At 74.3% G+C, this 15501-nt stretch carries 16 protein-coding genes; 7 read left to right on the top strand and 9 right to left on the bottom strand.

Translation table 11 applies throughout. The features are described 5' to 3' along the window. Positions 1-2 precede the first annotated feature (2 nt). The 7 genes from ACE1OA_RS13100 to ACE1OA_RS13070 form a co-directional block, all read right to left on the bottom strand. On the bottom strand, positions 3-1136 hold the full coding sequence (locus ACE1OA_RS13100) for a glycosyltransferase (RefSeq protein WP_432752818.1): 1134 nt from the start codon (positions 1134-1136) through the stop codon (positions 3-5). Continuing rightward, on the bottom strand, positions 1133-1927 hold the full coding sequence (locus ACE1OA_RS13095) for a polysaccharide deacetylase family protein (RefSeq protein ID WP_432752817.1): 795 nt from the start codon (positions 1925-1927) through the stop codon (positions 1133-1135). The genes ACE1OA_RS13100 and ACE1OA_RS13095 overlap by 4 nt, the downstream gene beginning before the upstream one ends. Continuing rightward, positions 1824-3542: a lipid II flippase MurJ gene (locus tag ACE1OA_RS13090; RefSeq protein WP_384868351.1), complete on the bottom strand. Its 1719-nt coding sequence runs from the start codon at positions 3540-3542 to the stop codon at positions 1824-1826. The genes ACE1OA_RS13095 and ACE1OA_RS13090 overlap by 104 nt, the downstream gene beginning before the upstream one ends. A gap of 895 nt (positions 3543-4437) precedes the next feature. Beyond that, positions 4438-5796, bottom strand: coding sequence for an O-antigen ligase family protein (locus ACE1OA_RS13085; protein WP_384868330.1), 1359 nt, complete (start codon positions 5794-5796; stop codon positions 4438-4440). Position 5797: 1 nt separating this feature from the next. Continuing rightward, positions 5798-7258 carry a sugar transferase gene (locus tag ACE1OA_RS13080; RefSeq protein ID WP_356599248.1) on the bottom strand — a complete coding sequence of 487 codons (1461 nt, stop codon included), beginning with the start codon at positions 7256-7258 and terminating at the stop codon, positions 5798-5800. Further along, positions 7255-8367 carry a glycosyltransferase gene (locus ACE1OA_RS13075; protein ID WP_393558522.1) on the bottom strand — a complete coding sequence of 371 codons (1113 nt, stop codon included), beginning with the start codon at positions 8365-8367 and terminating at the stop codon, positions 7255-7257. The genes ACE1OA_RS13080 and ACE1OA_RS13075 overlap by 4 nt, the downstream gene beginning before the upstream one ends. 49 nt (positions 8368-8416) lie before the next feature. Further along, a complete protein-coding gene (locus tag ACE1OA_RS13070) occupies positions 8417-9484 on the bottom strand; it encodes a DUF3344 domain-containing protein (RefSeq protein WP_432752816.1) in 1068 nt (355 codons plus the stop codon). Positions 9485-9881: 397 nt separating this feature from the next. Between ACE1OA_RS13070 and ACE1OA_RS13065 the strand changes: the two genes are divergently transcribed. The 5 genes from ACE1OA_RS13065 (at position 9882) to ACE1OA_RS13045 (ending at position 12697) form a co-directional block, all read left to right on the top strand. Continuing rightward, positions 9882-10121, top strand: a complete 240-nt coding sequence (locus tag ACE1OA_RS13065; protein WP_356599242.1) for a chaplin — start codon at positions 9882-9884, stop codon at positions 10119-10121. 257 nt (positions 10122-10378) lie between these two features. Continuing rightward, complete coding sequence (locus tag ACE1OA_RS13060; RefSeq protein WP_432752815.1) at positions 10379-10915, top strand: hypothetical protein; 537 nt, start codon at positions 10379-10381, stop codon at positions 10913-10915. A gap of 252 nt (positions 10916-11167) precedes the next feature. Then, entirely contained in the window at positions 11168-11434 is a 267-nt protein-coding gene (locus tag ACE1OA_RS13055; RefSeq protein ID WP_356599238.1) for a hypothetical protein, read from the top strand. A 216-nt stretch (positions 11435-11650) separates the two neighbouring features. Further along, complete coding sequence (locus ACE1OA_RS13050) at positions 11651-12115, top strand: hypothetical protein (protein WP_356599236.1); 465 nt, start codon at positions 11651-11653, stop codon at positions 12113-12115. A gap of 315 nt (positions 12116-12430) precedes the next feature. After that, on the top strand, positions 12431-12697 hold the full coding sequence (locus tag ACE1OA_RS13045; protein WP_356599234.1) for a chaplin: 267 nt from the start codon (positions 12431-12433) through the stop codon (positions 12695-12697). Positions 12698-12752: 55 nt separating this feature from the next. Here ACE1OA_RS13045 and ACE1OA_RS13040 read toward each other — a convergent pair whose 3' ends face one another. Together ACE1OA_RS13040 and ACE1OA_RS13035 are read right to left on the bottom strand one after the other, a co-directional pair. Next, the gene (locus ACE1OA_RS13040) at positions 12753-13619 is read right to left on the bottom strand and encodes a tyrosinase family protein (RefSeq protein ID WP_384868338.1); all 867 of its coding nucleotides are present in this window, start codon (positions 13617-13619) and stop codon (positions 12753-12755) included. Further along, the gene (locus tag ACE1OA_RS13035; RefSeq protein WP_356599230.1) at positions 13603-14088 is read right to left on the bottom strand and encodes a tyrosinase family oxidase copper chaperone; all 486 of its coding nucleotides are present in this window, start codon (positions 14086-14088) and stop codon (positions 13603-13605) included. The genes ACE1OA_RS13040 and ACE1OA_RS13035 overlap by 17 nt, the downstream gene beginning before the upstream one ends. A gap of 248 nt (positions 14089-14336) precedes the next feature. Between ACE1OA_RS13035 and ACE1OA_RS13030 the strand changes: the two genes are divergently transcribed. Both ACE1OA_RS13030 and ACE1OA_RS13025 read left to right on the top strand, forming a co-directional pair. Next, positions 14337-14840 (top strand): DUF5949 family protein, encoded by a 504-nt coding sequence (locus ACE1OA_RS13030; RefSeq protein WP_356599228.1) that lies wholly within the window; start codon positions 14337-14339, stop codon positions 14838-14840. Positions 14841-14946: 106 nt separating this feature from the next. Beyond that, the gene (locus ACE1OA_RS13025; protein WP_432754061.1) at positions 14947-15501 is read left to right on the top strand and encodes a vitamin K epoxide reductase family protein; all 555 of its coding nucleotides are present in this window, start codon (positions 14947-14949) and stop codon (positions 15499-15501) included.

Below are 15501 nucleotides of genomic sequence, written 5' to 3'. Positions count from 1 at the left end.
TCTCACTTCGTGCGAAGAGGGGTGCCGTGGACGGTCTGTTCGTAGAGGGACATCAGCTGCCGCGCGCTGTGGGCGATGTCGTAGTGCCGGGCGGCTTCGGGCTGCGGCAGCCGCCCGGGCCGGGCCGCCTCGACGTCCCGTAGCGCCGCGGCCAGTTCGGACACCGACCCGCCGATCCGCCGGGCACCGGGGGCCGACTCCGGCGGCAGGTCGTCGATCGCGGGGCAGGCCACGTACAGCACCGGCAGACCGGCGGCGAGCGCCTCGACGACCGCGAGCCCGAAGGTCTCGTCGGGGGAGGTGGAGACGAAGACGTCCATGGCGGCCAGCAGCGACGGCAGATCCGGCCCCGTGTCCTCCGCGCCCGGCGGGTCGCCGCAGGCGCCGTGGAGCAGGACGCGGCCGGCGGCCCCGCACTCCTCGGCCGCCCGCAGCAACGCCGCGCGTTCCGTGCCCTCCCCGACGAGGAACAGCCGGGCCCGGGGCACGGACGCCACCGCCCGGACGAGACGGTCGAAGCGTTTCCCCGGCGTGAGCCGTCCCACCCCGCCGACGACGAACGCGTCGTCGGGCAGGCCGAGCACCTTCCGCGTCATGCGCCGCGCGTCCTCGGTGAACGTGAACCGTCCCGTCTCGATGCCGTTCGGGATCACCCGGATCCGGGACGGGGCGACGCCCCACCGCTCCAGGCGGTGCGCGACGCTGGGCGACACGGCGACGGTCGTGGTGCCCAGGCGCTCGCCCGCGAGGTAGAGGGCGCGGGTGCCGGCCGACAGCCGGCGGCCCTCGATCTGGTGCTCGCCGAGCGAGTGCTCGGTGGCGACGACCGCCCGGACCCCGGCGAGCCGTGCGGCGATCCTGCCGTACAGGCAGGCCCGGTACAGGTGGGTGTGGACGATGTCGTAGCCGCCACGGCGGACGAGGCCGGCCAGCCGCGGCAGCGCGCCCAGGTCCCGGTTGCCGGCCATGCCCAGCGGGGTGACCGGAGTGCCGTCGGACACGATGCCGCGCGCCACCGCGCCCGGGTTGGTGAGCGTGACGACCTCGCCGCGCACCGGCAGGTGGCGCAGCAGCAGCCGGAGCTGCTGCTCGGCCCCGCCGATCCCGAGCCCGGTGATGACGTGCAGGACCCTCACGAGACACCCGCCTCCGCCCGCCGCGTCCCCGGGAGATCGACGGGCCCGCGCCGGCGCAGCGGGTGCAGGGCGCGTTTCGCGGTCAGCCGCCAGGACGTGTCCTGCTCGCCGATGTGGATGCGCGGCAGCGCGTACCTGCTGGTGAGCGGGCCCGGGTCGATGGCGCAGGCGTGCTGGTAGCCCGCCTCCCGTACGGCCCGGACGGTGCGGGTGTCGATCTGGCCGTACGGGTAGCAGAAGCCCTCCACCGGCGTACCGGTGATCTCCTCGAGGACGGCGCGGCTGCGCCGGGTCTCCTCGGCGAGGGTGCGGTCGTCGGCGGTCGTCAGCGTGACGTGGTGCAGACCGTGCGAGCCGATCTCCATGCCGGCCTCGGCCGCGCGCAGGACGCCGTCCTCGGTCAGCAGCGGCTTGCGGGGGCCGTCCGCGTCCCAGGCGTTCTCGCCGCCGAGGCGACCGGGCAGCACGTAGACGGTCGCGGTGAATCCGTGCCGGCGCAGCAGCGGCACGGCCGACTCGACGAAGTCGGCGTATCCGTCGTCGAAGGTCAGCCCCACCAGGCCCTTCGCCCGGCCGGCGGCGGTGGCGGCGAGCAGTTCGCGCACCGAGACGCCGCGCAGCCCGCGGTCGTTCAGCCAGTGCAGCTGCCGGGCGAAGCGCACGGGGGAGACGGTCACCCGGTACGGATCATCCGGGGTGTCCGCGATCGAGTGGTACATCGCCACCCACGGGGGCGGCTTCGGCAGCAGACGACGGATCGCGGCGTTGCGGGGCGCCGTGGCAACGGTCATGGGCGAGCCTTCGGGAAGCGGTGCGGGTGAGGGGTGGGATGTCCGGCGCTTGGGGCGCGCAGGCCAGGAGGAGCAGGAAGACGGTGGTGGCGACGAGGCCCGTGACGGCCAGGGAGCCGACGGCCGGTCCGACGGGGAGCGCGGCGAGCCAGCCGGCCCCGGTCGCGACGGCGGCCGCGGCGGCCAGTCGCAGCAGCCCCTCGCCGAGCCGGCGGATGCGGACCGGGATGGACTGGCGGCGCGCGCCGCACAGCAGCAGGACGGCGGTCAGCGTGATGCCCAGGGCGTTGGCGACGGCGATGCCGACGGCCCCCCACAGACGGGCGCCGGGGACACCGGCGACGGCGGTGGCGAGGAGGCCGGTGGCCATCGCGGCGGCCGGGTACCAGAGCGGCCGCGCGGCGGAGAAGTAGCAGCGGACCAGCGTGCCGACCATGGTCTGGCCGAGCAGCCCGAGGGCGTAGACCCGCATGACGGCGGCGGTCGCGGCGGTGTCCGCGCGGTCGAAGGCGCCGCGCTGGAAGAGGATCTCGACGATCTGCGGGGCCGCGGCGACGACGACCGACGCGCCGACGAGGACGACGACGGCGGCGAGCAGCAGATCGCGCTCGACCCGGCGCCTGGCCTCCTCGACGTCGCCCGCGGCCATCGCCCGCGCGACGACGGGGAAGCTGACCGTGCACAGCATCAGGGAGAGGATCATCGGCATCTGCGCCACCTTCTGCGCGTAGTTCAGATGCGAGATGGCGCCGGCGGGCAGCGGCGAGGCGAGGAACCGCTCGATCAGGATCTGTGACTGGCGGGTGAGCGCGAAGGCCACCACGGGGGCGATGAGGCCGAGGACGAGCAGCCGGCCGTCGCCGCCGGCCGTCGCCGCGGGAGCCTCCTTGGGCAGCGGCCTGGTGCGCAGCTCGCGGAGCAGGGAGGGCGCCTGGACCAGCACCATCAGGACCCCGCCGACGGCGACCCCGGCGGCGGCGGAACGCACGCCGAAGGGCTCGCGCAGCACGAGGATCGTGCCGATGATCCCGACGTTGTACGCGACGTAGATGGCGGCCGGCGGCAGGAAGGAGCCGTGGGCGCGCAGCGCGGCGGAGCAGTAGCCCGCGAGCGCGAAGGTGAGCACGCAGGTCGCGGTCAGCCGGGTGCAGTCGATCGCCGGCCCGGGGTCGGGCAGACCCGGTGCCAGCGCGCCGACGAGCAGCGGCGCGGCGACGATCAGCAGGACGGAGACGGCGCTGACGGTGAGCGCGAGCCGGGGCAGGGTGGAGCGGACGAGGGCGCGGACCGGGTCCCCGGACAGCAGGCCGCCGCGCCGCGCGAGGGCCCGGCTGAACGCCGGCACCAGGATCAGCGCCATCGCGTCCTCGATGAGCAGCGTCGACGCGAACTCCGGCACGGTCCAGGCGACCAGGAACGCGTCGGTCTCCGCCCCGGCACCGAAGAAGCGGGCCAGGATCTGGTCGCGCACCAGACCGAGCAGGGCACCGGCGGCGGTCAGCGCGGCGGTGACGGCGGCGGCCCGCGCCAGGAACCGTCCCGAGGCCGTCCGCGGGCCGGTCTGCCGGGCGTGCGCGGCTCGGCCCGCCCGGTGCCGGGGTGCCCCGGAGGACACTCTGCGGTGCGGCCGCCCGCGACCGAGCCCGCACGTGCGGGTGGCGGCCCGGTGCCGACGCTCCGGCCCGGGGGCCACCGGCCCGGGACGCGGCGCGTCCGGCGCGGCGACGGTGTCGAGGGGGACCGCCCGGTGCCGGACCCCGTGGGTGGCGCACCGGTCCCCGCAGGGGCCCGCCGGTTCGGCCCCGGCCGCCCCCGTGCCCCCGCACGGCGCGTGCGGCGGCACGGCGACGGCCCGGCCGCCACCCGTCGAGGCGGCCGCCGCCCGGTGCTCGGCGACGGGCTGGTGCGCCGGCGCCCCGTACGACCGCTCGCCCTGCGCACCCGCGCCGGACGGCGCGCCGGGCGCGTAGGGCGGTCCGGGGGACGGCTGCGGCCCGGAGACGTACGGCGCCGCGCCGGGGTACGGGGGCGCGGACCGGGTGCCCGTGCCGTACGGCGCGTCGGCCCCGTACGGCGCCGCGCCCGGCTGCCGACGGCCCGTCGAGAACGACGGCGGTCCGTCCGCCCGGCGCGCCCCCGCCCCGGGCGGGGGGGTGGCCGGCGGCACCGGACCCGCCGAGGGGCGCGCACCCGCCGGGGACGGAGGGCCCCCCGACGGCCGCCAGCCCCCGTACGGTTCCGGCTCAGCCCGGCGTGTCTCCGGAGCCGGCGGCGCGTCGCCCGGCGCGGCCGACGCCGTGCCGGCCCACCGCCACGCGGCGCGGCCGGCGTCCCACGCCGGGTCCCGGACCGGACCGGGTGCCCCGCCCGACTGCTCCTGCGCCGTCCACGGGTCGCGCGCGTCGACCCGTACGAGGTCCTCCGCCGCGCCGCGCCCCGTGCCCGCCCCCGCGCCGGCGGCGTCCCGGCCCGGCCCGCCGTCCGTGGACTCCGGCTCCCCACCCCAGGGATCACGCACGCTTCACCTCCGCCAGCGACCACCAGGCCGCGAGACCGAGGACGACCGACATCAGGACCGTGGACGGGCCGCCGATGTCCGCGTAGAAGAAGTCGACGAGCTGCCAGCCCAGCAGACCGACCGCCACCAGCGCGCAGTCCGTGCCCCGCCCGCGCCGGCGCAGCGCGCCGACCAGGAGCGCCACCCAGCTGCCCGCCAGGGCCAGCAGCCCCACCAGCCCCTGCTCGCTCAGCACCAGCAGGTACATGTTGTGCGGGGAGAGCAGCGGCTGGCGCTGGAACCCGGCCCCCGCCCCCGCCGTGTCGCTGCCCGAGGACAGTGCGAGCGAGGCGTTCGCGTCGCGGTACTGCGGGAAGCCCTTCAGGCCCACGCCCGTCACCGGATCCGCCCGCCACATCCGCCCGGCCGCCGCCCACATCGTGTACCGGTCCGTCACCGACTGGTCCGGCGCGGCCGTCACCTGCGTGATGCTGGAGAGCCGCTCCTGCACCATCGCCGAGCCGATCCCGAAGCCGCCCACCAGGACCACGGCCAGGGCGCCCACCACGAGCGCCACCCGGCCGGCCCGCCGCAGCCCGGAGAGCAGCAGCTGGACCGCGCAGGTGAGGACCGTCGCGATCCACGCGCCCCGGCTGAACGACACCACGAGCGGGACGAAGAGCAGCCCGGCGCAGACCAGCGCGGCCGTCCTTACCCGTCCGCCCGCGCTGCCGAGCGCGATCCCGGTGGCGATCACGAGCCCGTACGACACGACGGTCGCCATGCCCATCACGTCGGTCGGCCCGAAGGTGCCCACCGCGCGGATGTCCTCGCCCATGTAGGAGGCGCCCGTGCCCGTCAGGAACTGCACGACCCCGACCGCGCCCTGCAGCAGCGCCAGGCCGACCAGCGACCAGGCCACCACGGCGAAGTCCCGGCGGTCGCGGATCATCAGGAGCACGGCCGCCGGGACGAGGACGAAGATCTGTACGTAGCGGGGGACGCCGGGCAGGCTGGCGGCCGGGTCGTTCGAGGTGATCGCGGCCAGGCAGATCCCGAGGACCGGCAGCCCGAGCACCACCGCGGCCGCGCGGGTCAGCGGCCGCGCGCCCTCGCGTATGACCCGGACCAGGCAGATCAGGACGAGGAGTCCCGAGGCCGCGTCCGCGAGCGTGCCCGTACCGCCCGTGCCGCCCTCCGCACCGCCCCCGCCCGGCACCAGCAGCAGGGCCAGCACCGCGAGGACCGGGGACAGCCGGCCGGTCCGGTGCGCCCAGTCGCGCACCGTCGGCGCGGGTGCCGCGTGCCGGGCCGTCGCCTGCCGCGTCACCGGGCCCGTGGGCCCGGTCGCGGTGGTCGTCACCGTCGCCATGTCAGCTCCCCGCCGGTCGGACGAGCCCGGCCGCGGTCCGCAGGAGGATGCGGACGTCCTGCCAGAGCGACCAGTGATCGATGTAGTGGTTGTCGAAGCGGCAGCGGTCCTCGATCGAGGTGTCGCCGCGCAGGCCGTGCACCTGCGCCAGACCGGTGAGCCCGACGGGCATCCGGTGCCGGGCCGCGTAGCCGGCGTGGATACGGCTGAACTGGGCGACGAAGTAGGGCCGTTCGGGCCGCGGCCCGACCAGGCTCATGTCACCCCGCAGCACGTTCCACAGCTGGGGCAGCTCGTCCAACGAGGAACGCCGCAGGAAGTTGCCCACCGCGCTCATCCGCCGGTCGTTGGCGACGCTCCACCGGGTGGCCGACTCCGTCTCGTCGGACGGGCGCAGGGTGCGGAACTTCAGCAGCGTGAACAGCCGGCCGTTCTGCCCCACCCGCTCCTGCCGGAAGAGCACCCCCGGACCGTCGGAGAGCCGCACGGCCAGCGCGCACACCAGCAGCACGGGCAGCACCAGCGTCGACGCCGGGACCGCCACGGCCAGGTCGAGCGCGCGCTTCGCGGCCCGCCCGCGCCGCTCGGACGTCGGGACCAGCCGCCGGCAGCCGTAGCCCCACAGATGGTCGCTCATCGGGCCGCCGTGCCGGTCCCCGCCCACCCGCCAGGTCGTGCACCCGTACTGCTGGAAGAGCGTGACGAGACCGGGGTCGTCGGTGAGGAAGACCGCGTCGCGGACCGCGTTCTGGATGACGGCCCGGTGGACCTCCTCCGTGGTGCTCAGGACCGGCAGCCCGGGCTCCGCGCCCGACTGGGGCGCCCCGATGTCGGGCCGGGTGCCGACGATCCCGACCGGCCGCATGCCGTACTCCGGATGCTGGCCGACCGCCGCCGCGAACCGGCGCGCGGCGGCCGCCCCGCCGATCACCAGCGCCGACCGGGGATGCGCCCGGTACGTCCGCCGCCTGCGGGCGTGCACCAGGCCGCGGAGCAGGCACACCACGGTCAGATGCGCGGCGAACGCGGTGGCGAGCGGCACCGGGCCGATCGCCGTGGCGGGGGAGTACGCGGCGACGGCGGCCGCGGCCAGGCACCAGGCGAACCCGGCGCGGGCGGCCAGCGCCGGCAGCTCGTCGAGAGCCACGGCCAGGGTGCCGGGCCGGTACATCCCCGCGTGGCCGTGGAGGACGAGAACGCAGCCGGTGACCAGCAGGAGCAGCCTGGTCCCGTTCCGCGTGTCGGGCAGCAGCCCGGCGGCGACCAGGACGGCCATCACGTCGGCCGCGACCAGCGGCAGCGCGGTGAACCGCCGCCGGGGGACCCGGCGGCGCGGGCGCGTCGCCGTGCGGCCCGGGGCGCCGCGCTGCGGCGCGAGGGAGGCGAGAGAGGGGGCGGAGCCCTGACCCGCCGAGGGCCAGGGGCCCGGCGAGGAGGGGATGCTGGTGCTTTCCGTGGTCACTGCGACATCGGCTCTCTGTGCTCGGTGCACCGCACTCCGGCCAGCTCGCGGTACACGTCCGCGACGGCCGCGCCGGTGCGCCGCACATCGAATCTGCTGAGTACGTGCTCCTGGGCCTCCCGGCCCAGGGACTCCCGCAGCCCCGGCCGGCCCAGAAGGCGGCCGACGGCGGCGGCGAGCGCGGCCGGGTCCTCGGGCGGGACCAGGCACACGGGGGCATGGCCGGGCGGCAGGCTCTCGCGTGCCCCGTCCACATCGCTGACCACGACCGGCCGCCCGCTCGCCATGGCCTCCAGCGGCGCCAGGGCCATGCCCTCCCAGCGGGAGGGCAGGACGACCAGGTCGGCGGCCCGGTACCAGGGCGCCGTGTCCTCGACGGCTCCGGTGAAGCGCACCGACGGGGGCGCGGCGGCCCGCAGCCGGGCGGCGTCCGGACCGTCACCGACCAGCACCAGCCGCGCCGTCGGCGCCTGGGCCAGCACGGCTGGCCAGGCGGCGAGCAGCGTGTCCTGTCCCTTCTGGCGGCAGAGCCGGCCGACGCAGACGACGGTCGGCCCGGGGGTCTCCCGGGGCGCGGGTACCTCGGTCCGGCCGGGATCTCCGGACGCGAACCGGGCGACGTCCACACCGTTGTGAACGATCGACCAGGGCGCCCGGACACCGGCGCGCTCCCCGGTATCCCGTTCGGCCTCGCTGACGCAGACGATCCGCGCCGTCCAGCGGGACGCCCACCGCTCCCAGCGGCGGGCCAGCGCGCCCACCGCGCCGTCGGCCGCCTCGAAGGACCAGGCGTGCGGCTGGTACACCGTCGGGACGCGCCCCCGCAGGACCAGCCGGGCGCACAGCCCGGCCTTCGCGCTGTGCGCGTGCACGAGCGCGGGGCGGGCGGCGCGGATCAGCCGGGCCAGGTCGCGGGACTCCCGGACCAGCCCCGGGCCGGGATCGCGTCCCGCCCGCCAGGCGTGCACCGGGGCGCCCTCGGCCCGGACGGCCGCGTCGAGCGGCGTCCCGGGAGGGCAGGCGACGGCGACCCGGAGTCCCGCGCCGAGCTGGGCCCGCACCAGGTCGGTGACGACCCGGGCCACGCCGCCGTCGCCGGGCTGGACCACGTGCAGCACGGTGGAGGGGGGCAGGACGGGTCCCCGTGAAGTCCGCACGTCAGCCCCGGGCGTCCGCCTGGAGGAAGAGTGCCCCGAGCCAGACGGTGTCCCGCCGGGTGCCGAAACGGACGTGGATTCGGTCGGCTCCATGGCGCAGCGGACCCCCCAGATCGAAGACGTCGGAGTCGTACCCCAGGGTGTTCTGATGAGCGGGAAGTCGTTCGATCCGACTGGTTCCGAAATCGGTGATGCTGGAGTTCATCACGTCGTCCGCGGAATTGGCGTGATCGGAGAGCGGAACACCCTTCGACGAGCCCGTTTCCACCGCCAGGTAATCGCCCGGAGTTCCCCGGTCACCGTCATAGGCGAGCACGCCGAGTTTTCCGCCCGAGCCCTTCGCGAATGACGAGTCGTCGAGAGGCACCCGGAGAGTCGTGTCGCCGGGTCCGAGCGTTTCGAAGCCGTCCCAGATCGTCAGCCGCCGCAGCGGCTCGACGGTGTTCTCGTACGCGACGACCAGCGTCCAGCCGCCCCATCCGCCCACCGGGGAACGGCCCATGGCCACATTGACCTGGGCGACCGTCCACAGTCCCGGCCCGGCCGAGCGGACCAGGTCGGTGACGTCGGCGGACGCCTGGAAGGCGTCCGCGCCGTCCGCCGTGCGATGGCCGACCGTGGTGTCCGCGAGCACGGCCTTGTACGAGCCGCCCGGCTCGGCGACCAGCACGCGGCCGTTGTCCGCGGGCGGCTTCTGCTCGCCGACCCGCAGGTTGCCGCCCCAGTAGAGGCGCGCGTAGGTGACCTGGGCCCCGGCGGGCAGGGGCACCGCGGCGCGGCTGGAGTTGTACGTGTCCGGGTTGTCGTCGACGTCCACGTACCCGATGTCGTAGCCGTCGTTGGCGTTCGCGGGGCCCTTGGCGCCCTTGCCCGCCGCGGCCGAGGAGTTCGCGGCGCGGACGATCCCGCCGTGCTGGACCGCCCGGTACCGCGCGGTGAAGGGGAGTTCGGAGGCTTCCCGCGGCCGGGGTGCCACGGCGGAGGCGGCCGGCAGCGCGGCGGACAGGGCCGCGCACGTCAGCGCGCACATCAGGCCGCGGCGTACAGCACGAACCGCTGAATTCCGCATACAGGTTCTCCGCTTTGATGAGAGAAGCAAGACACCCGTGAAGACCGGGGAAGAGTGAGGATTCGGCCTCGCGAAAATGATGTCCGCGCGGTCGTACCGGAAGCGACGTTCGGGAACGTTATAACCCCGATGCCGGGCGATACTAAGCATTAGATGCTCGCGAACGCTAACTTCCGTATCCATGAGGCAGGTTCCTCGTTGGGCGTGTTGCGCCTTTCCGCGTCCACTCGCTCCGATGGCCCAGTGCCGACCCAAAGATCGGCTGAACGTCACCCGTTCGGGAGAGCAACCAATGAATTGGGGGCGCGTTGTTGAGGGAGTCGGGTGAATCCGCCCGCACCGACCGTCCGGGTCAACCGTTCCAAGTGGTCTGAAACCAATCGAGGAGTGTTTCTCCATGTCCCGTATCACGAAGGCTGTCGTCCTGACCGTCGGTGTCGCCGCGTCCGTGGCCGGTGCGACCGGTGTCGCCTCCGCCGACTCCCTCGCCGAGGGCGCGGCCGTGAAGTCCCCGGGCGTCCTGTCCGGCAACGTCGTGCAGGTTCCGGTCCACGTGCCGGTCAACCTCTGCGGCAACACCGTCAGCGTCATCGGCGCCCTGAACCCGACCTTCGGCAACACCTGCGTCAACGCCTGACCTCGCACGCCGGATCGCGGTCCTTCCGAGGCCGGCGCGCCCCCCTTCCCGGGTGTGGCGCGCCGGCCTTCTGCTCGTTCGGACGCACCCTCGTGCGCCGTTCGGTGCAACGGCGTACGCCCCCCGGAGGAGCAGGTCGGGGAGGCGGATTCACCCGAACGGAGGGATGTCGTTCCGTAGTTCTCCCGTTGCGGAGCGCTATCGCCGCAGGCACGGTGAGGGGGAAGTTGTCCGACGCATGCGGAAAAGGAACACATATGCGTCCCCTGGCATCACGCCACATCACTGCCCTGGCGATATCCGCCGCGATCACCCTCGGTACGGCGGGACCCGCCTTCGCCGACACACACCACACGTCCCCCTCGGCCGTCGTCACCGGTCGCGCCGCGCCGGTCACCCCTGCCGCCGCGGCGCCGGCGGACGCCGTCGCCGACGCCCTGGCCACCGTCCAGAAGGCGGTCGCCGCACTGCTGGCCGCGGTCGGCTCCGGCGGCCTCGTGCCGCAGGTCACGGCGACCCTGACCTCGCTGGTCGACTCGGTCGTGGCCACGGTGCTCGGCGGGCTGCCCGCGCCGGACCTGCCCGGCCTGCCGACGCTCCCCACGCTCCCGGTGACCACCCCGGAGCTGCCGACGACGCCTCCGGTCACGGCTCCCGAGCTGCCGGCCGCGCCGCCCGTCACGGTCCCGGAGCTGCCCGCGACGCCTCCGGTCACGACTCCCGAACTGCCGGCCGCGCCCCCGGTGGCGCCTCCGCAGTTGCCCGTCACACCGCCGCCGCTGCCCGTCGGGTAGCCGTCCCGCCCGCGGTCCCGCGCCGCGCCGGTCCCAGTCCCGCTGGGCCGGCGCGGCGCGGCCGTACGTCCGATCGGGACATCACACCGACTCCCGTCATTCGGGTGCAGTGTCGAGAAAACCCTCCTCCCGGAGTTTCCGGGGAGCACACCTCTCGTTACAGAAAGCGGAACGACGTGCAGGAATCGGCCAAGAGGCCTGCACGGCACGTGACTTGTTCGCTCTGTGACGCAAGATCAGGAAGGACTCCCCATGAAGCCCACGAAGGTTGCCGCGATCGTCGCCGGTTCCGTGATGGCCCTGGGCGCCGGTGCCCCCGCCATGGCCGCCGAGACGATGGCGACCCCCACCAGCCTCGACGGCGGTCTCGGGGCGCTCACCAGCCACGGGCTGAAGACCGACTCGCTGAGCAGCACCACCGACGGCTCCGTGGTCAAGACCGTGCAGGACACCGCGAACCAGCTGAACGAGACCGGCAAGGCCGCGCCGCTCCTCGGCGGCCTCCCGCTCGGCGGCTGACACCTGCCACGGCAAGCCGTGCTGACGCAGTGTCAACCAGGGCCCCTCGCTCTCACCGTCGGGGGCCCTTGACGTTGCTGCACTCAGGCGAATCCCCGCGACGTGGCCTCCATGGGCCTCGTTGACCGATCCACAGCTCCACCGCTCCGTCTCCACCTGCTCTGAAGGGCGTACGCAGTAATGAACCTGCGATCTCATGCCGGCTTGGGAATCCTCATGACCGCTCTCGCCTCCGCCGCCATGGCCGCCCCGGCCGTGGCCGCGGACGCACCCGTGGTCGTCCCGCTCCAGGGTCTGGAGCCGGTGATCCCGATGGACGCCCCCACGGTGGCGACCGGCGTCCCGCTGCCGGTGCCGGGCGCACCCACCGGCTTCCAGCAGGGCGCCGGCCTGCCGGACGTCACCCTGCCGCGCCTGCCGGTCGGCAGCACGCTGCCGGAGACCGTCGTGGCCGCCCCGCTGCCCGAGGTCCTCGAAGGCAGCGAGCCGGGGAAGGCGCTGTTCACCACCCCGCGCTCCGAGATGGCCGCGGCCACCCCGGGTGCCACCGTGGGCAACCCCGTCGTCGCGCCCCGCGGTGACCGCCTCGGGCTGCCGGACCTCGCCGTCCCGGAGATCGGCGTCCTGGCCCCCGCGGCGACCGGCGCACTGGACTCCCGGCTGGGCCTGGCGCAGTCCTGAGAGCCGTCCGGAACGTCCTCCGGCGGTGTGGTCTTTTGTACGACCAATGACCCGGCGGGTGAAGGCACGATTCTTCCCCGCCACCCGAGGGGTCGTTGCTCGTTACACCGGAAGGCTTGTCGCATGGCCGCGGCCCGCAGAATCGCATGCTCGCTCCGCCGTATCCGACGGTGGGCGGACAACGATTCTGCGGGCTTTCACTTGCGCCTCTTCATCATCCGGCGTAACGGCCGTGACTCGGGCGCAAGTGAGGCGTTGAAGGGGAATGACGGCCGTGGTACTCGCGGTCGGCTTTCCACGTCCAAGGAGTTCTTGATGTCTCGCATCGCGAAGGCTGCCGCTGTCCTCGCCGGCACGGGTGCCGTTGCCCTCAGCGGAGCCGGCATGGCCGTCGCCGACTCGGGTGCCCAGGCCGCCGCCGCCCACTCGCCCGGTGTCGCGTCCGGCAACGTCGTGCAGGTTCCGGTCCACGTGCCGGTCAACCTCTGCGGCAACACCGTGAACGTGATCGGGCTGCTCAACCCGACGTTCGGCAACAGCTGCGCGAACATCGACCACCACGACGGTGGCTACGGCGGCTGAGCCGGCCCGCACCCTCGGAGCGTCCCCCCGGCCACCGGCCGGGGGGACGCTCTCGTCATGCGTAGCGGTACAGCGCGCTGTGGTCGAGCATCGAGGCCGGGGTGACGTTCCACGGCCCCATCGGCTCGTCGCGGGCGGCGACGCGCCGGTACTGGGGATCGCCCAGCTTCGGCGGCTCCGCCGGCAGGTAGCCGGCCCGCGGGTTGCGCGCCTGCCAGCGGGACCAGAGCAGGTCGACGAACGAGTGGTGCAGCCAGAAGACCGGGTCGTTGACCGAGGCGCCGCCCAGCATCAGGCCGCCGACCCAGCGGTGCACCCGGTTGTGGATGCGGAAGCGGTCGTTGCCGCGCCCCTGCCCCCAGCCCTCCAGGGCGTTGCGGAATCCCGAGCGGCTCGTGGAGTTCCACGGCGCCACGTCGTACACCGTCTCCCGCATGACCGCGTCCAGTTCGGCGCGGGTGGGCAGTGCGATCGGGCTCTGCGGGCGCCCGAAGTCCCGGGTCAGGAACCTGCCTTCGGTCATCGCGTGCGTCACCGTCCAGCGCCCGCCGGAGTAGGCGAACGGTCCGGTCGTCACCTGGAGGTCGCCACGGCGGCCGTTGCCGCCCAGGAAGTCCTCGCCCCAGAGCGACGCCGCCGGGGTGTTGTCCCGGGTCCAGTCCCAGTACGGCACGGTCACCGTCGGGTCGATCCGGCGCAGCGCCCGCTCGAAATCCAGCAGGAACCGGCGGTGCCAGGGCAGGAAGCTCGGGGCCATGTGGGCCAGGCGGAGCCGGTTGTCGCCGTCGGTGGAGTAGTAGTCGATGTGCGTGCGGACGAAGTCGTCGTACGTTCCCCGGCGCTTGAGTTCCAGGACGGCGGCGACGAACTTCCGCCGCTCGGCGCCGGTCAGATCGCGCTGGTTCTTACGCGTGTAGGTCACGCGGGCTCCCTCCCGGGTGGACGCCGTGGCCGGCGGCGTACCGGGACAGCGGGGCGGAACCCAGCTGGTCCACGGCCGCCCGGGTGGCCGCCAGGGGCGTCGGACATGACTCGTAGTGGTCGACGGCGCTGAGGTAGCTGCCGTCGGCGCGCCGCATCAGGTGGAGCGGCCGGCCGTCGACCAGGACCTCGACGGGGCCGATCCGGGGGATCCGGCGCGCCTGGATGCGGCGCCCCCGGTACATCTCGTCGAAGGCGAGGGCCCCGACGGCGTCGCCCCTCGCACCGGCGTCCCCGGTGGCGGCGACGGATCCCGCCGCACCGGCCGGGGCGCGCCCGCCGCGCGGTGACGAGGGCGTCCCGGCGATCCGCGCGAGCGCCCCGCCGGTGAAGGCGGCGACGGCCACGGTGAACAGGGCGCGCAGTGCGGTACGGCGAGAGAGGCGGCTGACCGGCTCGTCGGCGATCACGGGTGAACTCCCTGGTGTCTACGGAATCGACGGAATCGACGAAATCGACGGAATCGACGGAATCGACTGAATCGACGGAATCGGCGAAGGGCAGCGAATGCCCTGTGGGCTCAACGACTCCGCCGGCGATTGGTTTCCGTGCACACGTGTTCTGGAGGGGGCGCACCGAAATTCTCCTGCTCTGGTGTCGGCCGATCGAGTGAACGCCGCTGCGGAGAAGGGCTCGTGGGCCATTAGCATCCGGATTCATGACCACACCCAATGTCGTTTCCCCGGCGCGCAGTGCCTCTCCGTTCGGGACGCTCACCGTCGTTCCGTGGACCACCGGGCCCACCGACGACGCGCCCGTCACCCCTTTCCTGATGGTGTATTCGCTCGGGGACGGCAGTGACGGACCCGCGGCCGGCGAGGAGGCGCTGCGGGCGGCCCTGGCGGGCATGGGCCTGCCGCTCGGGGACCGGGTGGTCGACGCCTCGGAGGAGCGGGGGACCGGCGCGCACCTGCTCGTCGAGGCCCGGCGGGCCGTGCTCACGCTGCCCTTCATGAAGGCGCAGTGCCCCGTTCCGGCGGAGTGGGAGGCGGCCGCCCACGACCACGGGTACGTCTACCTGATCCTTCCCGTGCGCCCCTGGCCGGACGCGACGCCGGGTGAGCCCGTCTCGCCGGAGCGGCTGCGGGCCTTCGTCACGGACGACGAGGTCGTGGCCTCCGCGGCGCACATCCAGCTCCCGGTGCGACGACTGCAGGGCTGAGCGGACAGGGGGCGGCGTCATGGCGACGGCGAACGTACGGGAGGCACCGCTCCGGCGGCGGGAACGGGCCCGGGAGGGCGACGGAGGCGTCGGCGCCGGCCGGGGCATGGCCTGGCTGCTGATGGTCACCGGCGCGGCGGGCGTGCTGGCCGGGTGGGTCATCACGATCGACAAGTTCAAGCTGCTGGAGGACCCGAACTTCACGCCGGGCTGCAGCCTGAACCCGGTCGTCTCCTGCGGCAACATCATGAAGAGCGAGCAGGCGGCGGTGTTCGGCTTCCCGAACCCGATGCTCGGCCTCGCCACGTACGCGGTGGTCGTCGCCGTGGGCGCCGGGCTGCTGGCCGGCGCCCGCTACCGGGGCTGGTTCTGGCTGGGGCTGAACGCCGGGATGCTCTTCGGCGTCGGCTTCTGCACCTGGCTGATGTACCAGTCGCTGTACGAGATCAACTCGCTGTGCCTGTGGTGCTGCCTGGCCTGGACCGCCACTCTCGTCATGTTCTGGTACGTGACGTCGCACAACGTCCGCTCCGGCGTGCTGCCCGCCCCGGCCGCGCTGAAGGGGTTCTTCGAGGACTTCACCTTCGCGCTGCCCGTCCTGCACGCCGGGGTGATCGGGATGCTCATCCTGACCCGCTGGTGGGACTTCTGGACCAGCTGA

This window comes from Streptomyces sp. JL2001 (genome assembly GCF_050917515.1).
Taxonomy (GTDB): domain Bacteria; phylum Actinomycetota; class Actinomycetes; order Streptomycetales; family Streptomycetaceae; genus Streptomyces.
This window is presented reverse-complemented; position numbering and strand designations above follow the sequence as displayed.

What these genes read in the sequence shown, in the direction of transcription:
- ACE1OA_RS13095 (WP_432752817.1), bottom strand. Translation starts at nt 1,927, where the DNA reads ATGACCGTTGCCACGGCGCCCCGCAACGCCGCGATCCGTCGTCTGCTG.
- ACE1OA_RS13045 (WP_356599234.1), top strand. Translation starts at nt 12,431, where the DNA reads ATGTCTCGCATCGCGAAGGCTGCCGCTGTCCTCGCCGGCACGGGTGCC.
- ACE1OA_RS13055 (WP_356599238.1), top strand. Translation starts at nt 11,168, where the DNA reads ATGAAGCCCACGAAGGTTGCCGCGATCGTCGCCGGTTCCGTGATGGCC.
- ACE1OA_RS13070 (WP_432752816.1), bottom strand. Translation starts at nt 9,484, where the DNA reads ATGCGGAATTCAGCGGTTCGTGCTGTACGCCGCGGCCTGATGTGCGCG.
- ACE1OA_RS13050 (WP_356599236.1), top strand. Translation starts at nt 11,651, where the DNA reads ATGACCGCTCTCGCCTCCGCCGCCATGGCCGCCCCGGCCGTGGCCGCG.
- ACE1OA_RS13030 (WP_356599228.1), top strand. Translation starts at nt 14,337, where the DNA reads ATGACCACACCCAATGTCGTTTCCCCGGCGCGCAGTGCCTCTCCGTTC.
- ACE1OA_RS13085 (WP_384868330.1), bottom strand. Translation starts at nt 5,796, where the DNA reads ATGGCGACGGTGACGACCACCGCGACCGGGCCCACGGGCCCGGTGACG.
- ACE1OA_RS13025 (WP_432754061.1), top strand. Translation starts at nt 14,947, where the DNA reads ATGGCCTGGCTGCTGATGGTCACCGGCGCGGCGGGCGTGCTGGCCGGG.
- ACE1OA_RS13065 (WP_356599242.1), top strand. Translation starts at nt 9,882, where the DNA reads ATGTCCCGTATCACGAAGGCTGTCGTCCTGACCGTCGGTGTCGCCGCG.
- ACE1OA_RS13060 (WP_432752815.1), top strand. Translation starts at nt 10,379, where the DNA reads ATGCGTCCCCTGGCATCACGCCACATCACTGCCCTGGCGATATCCGCC.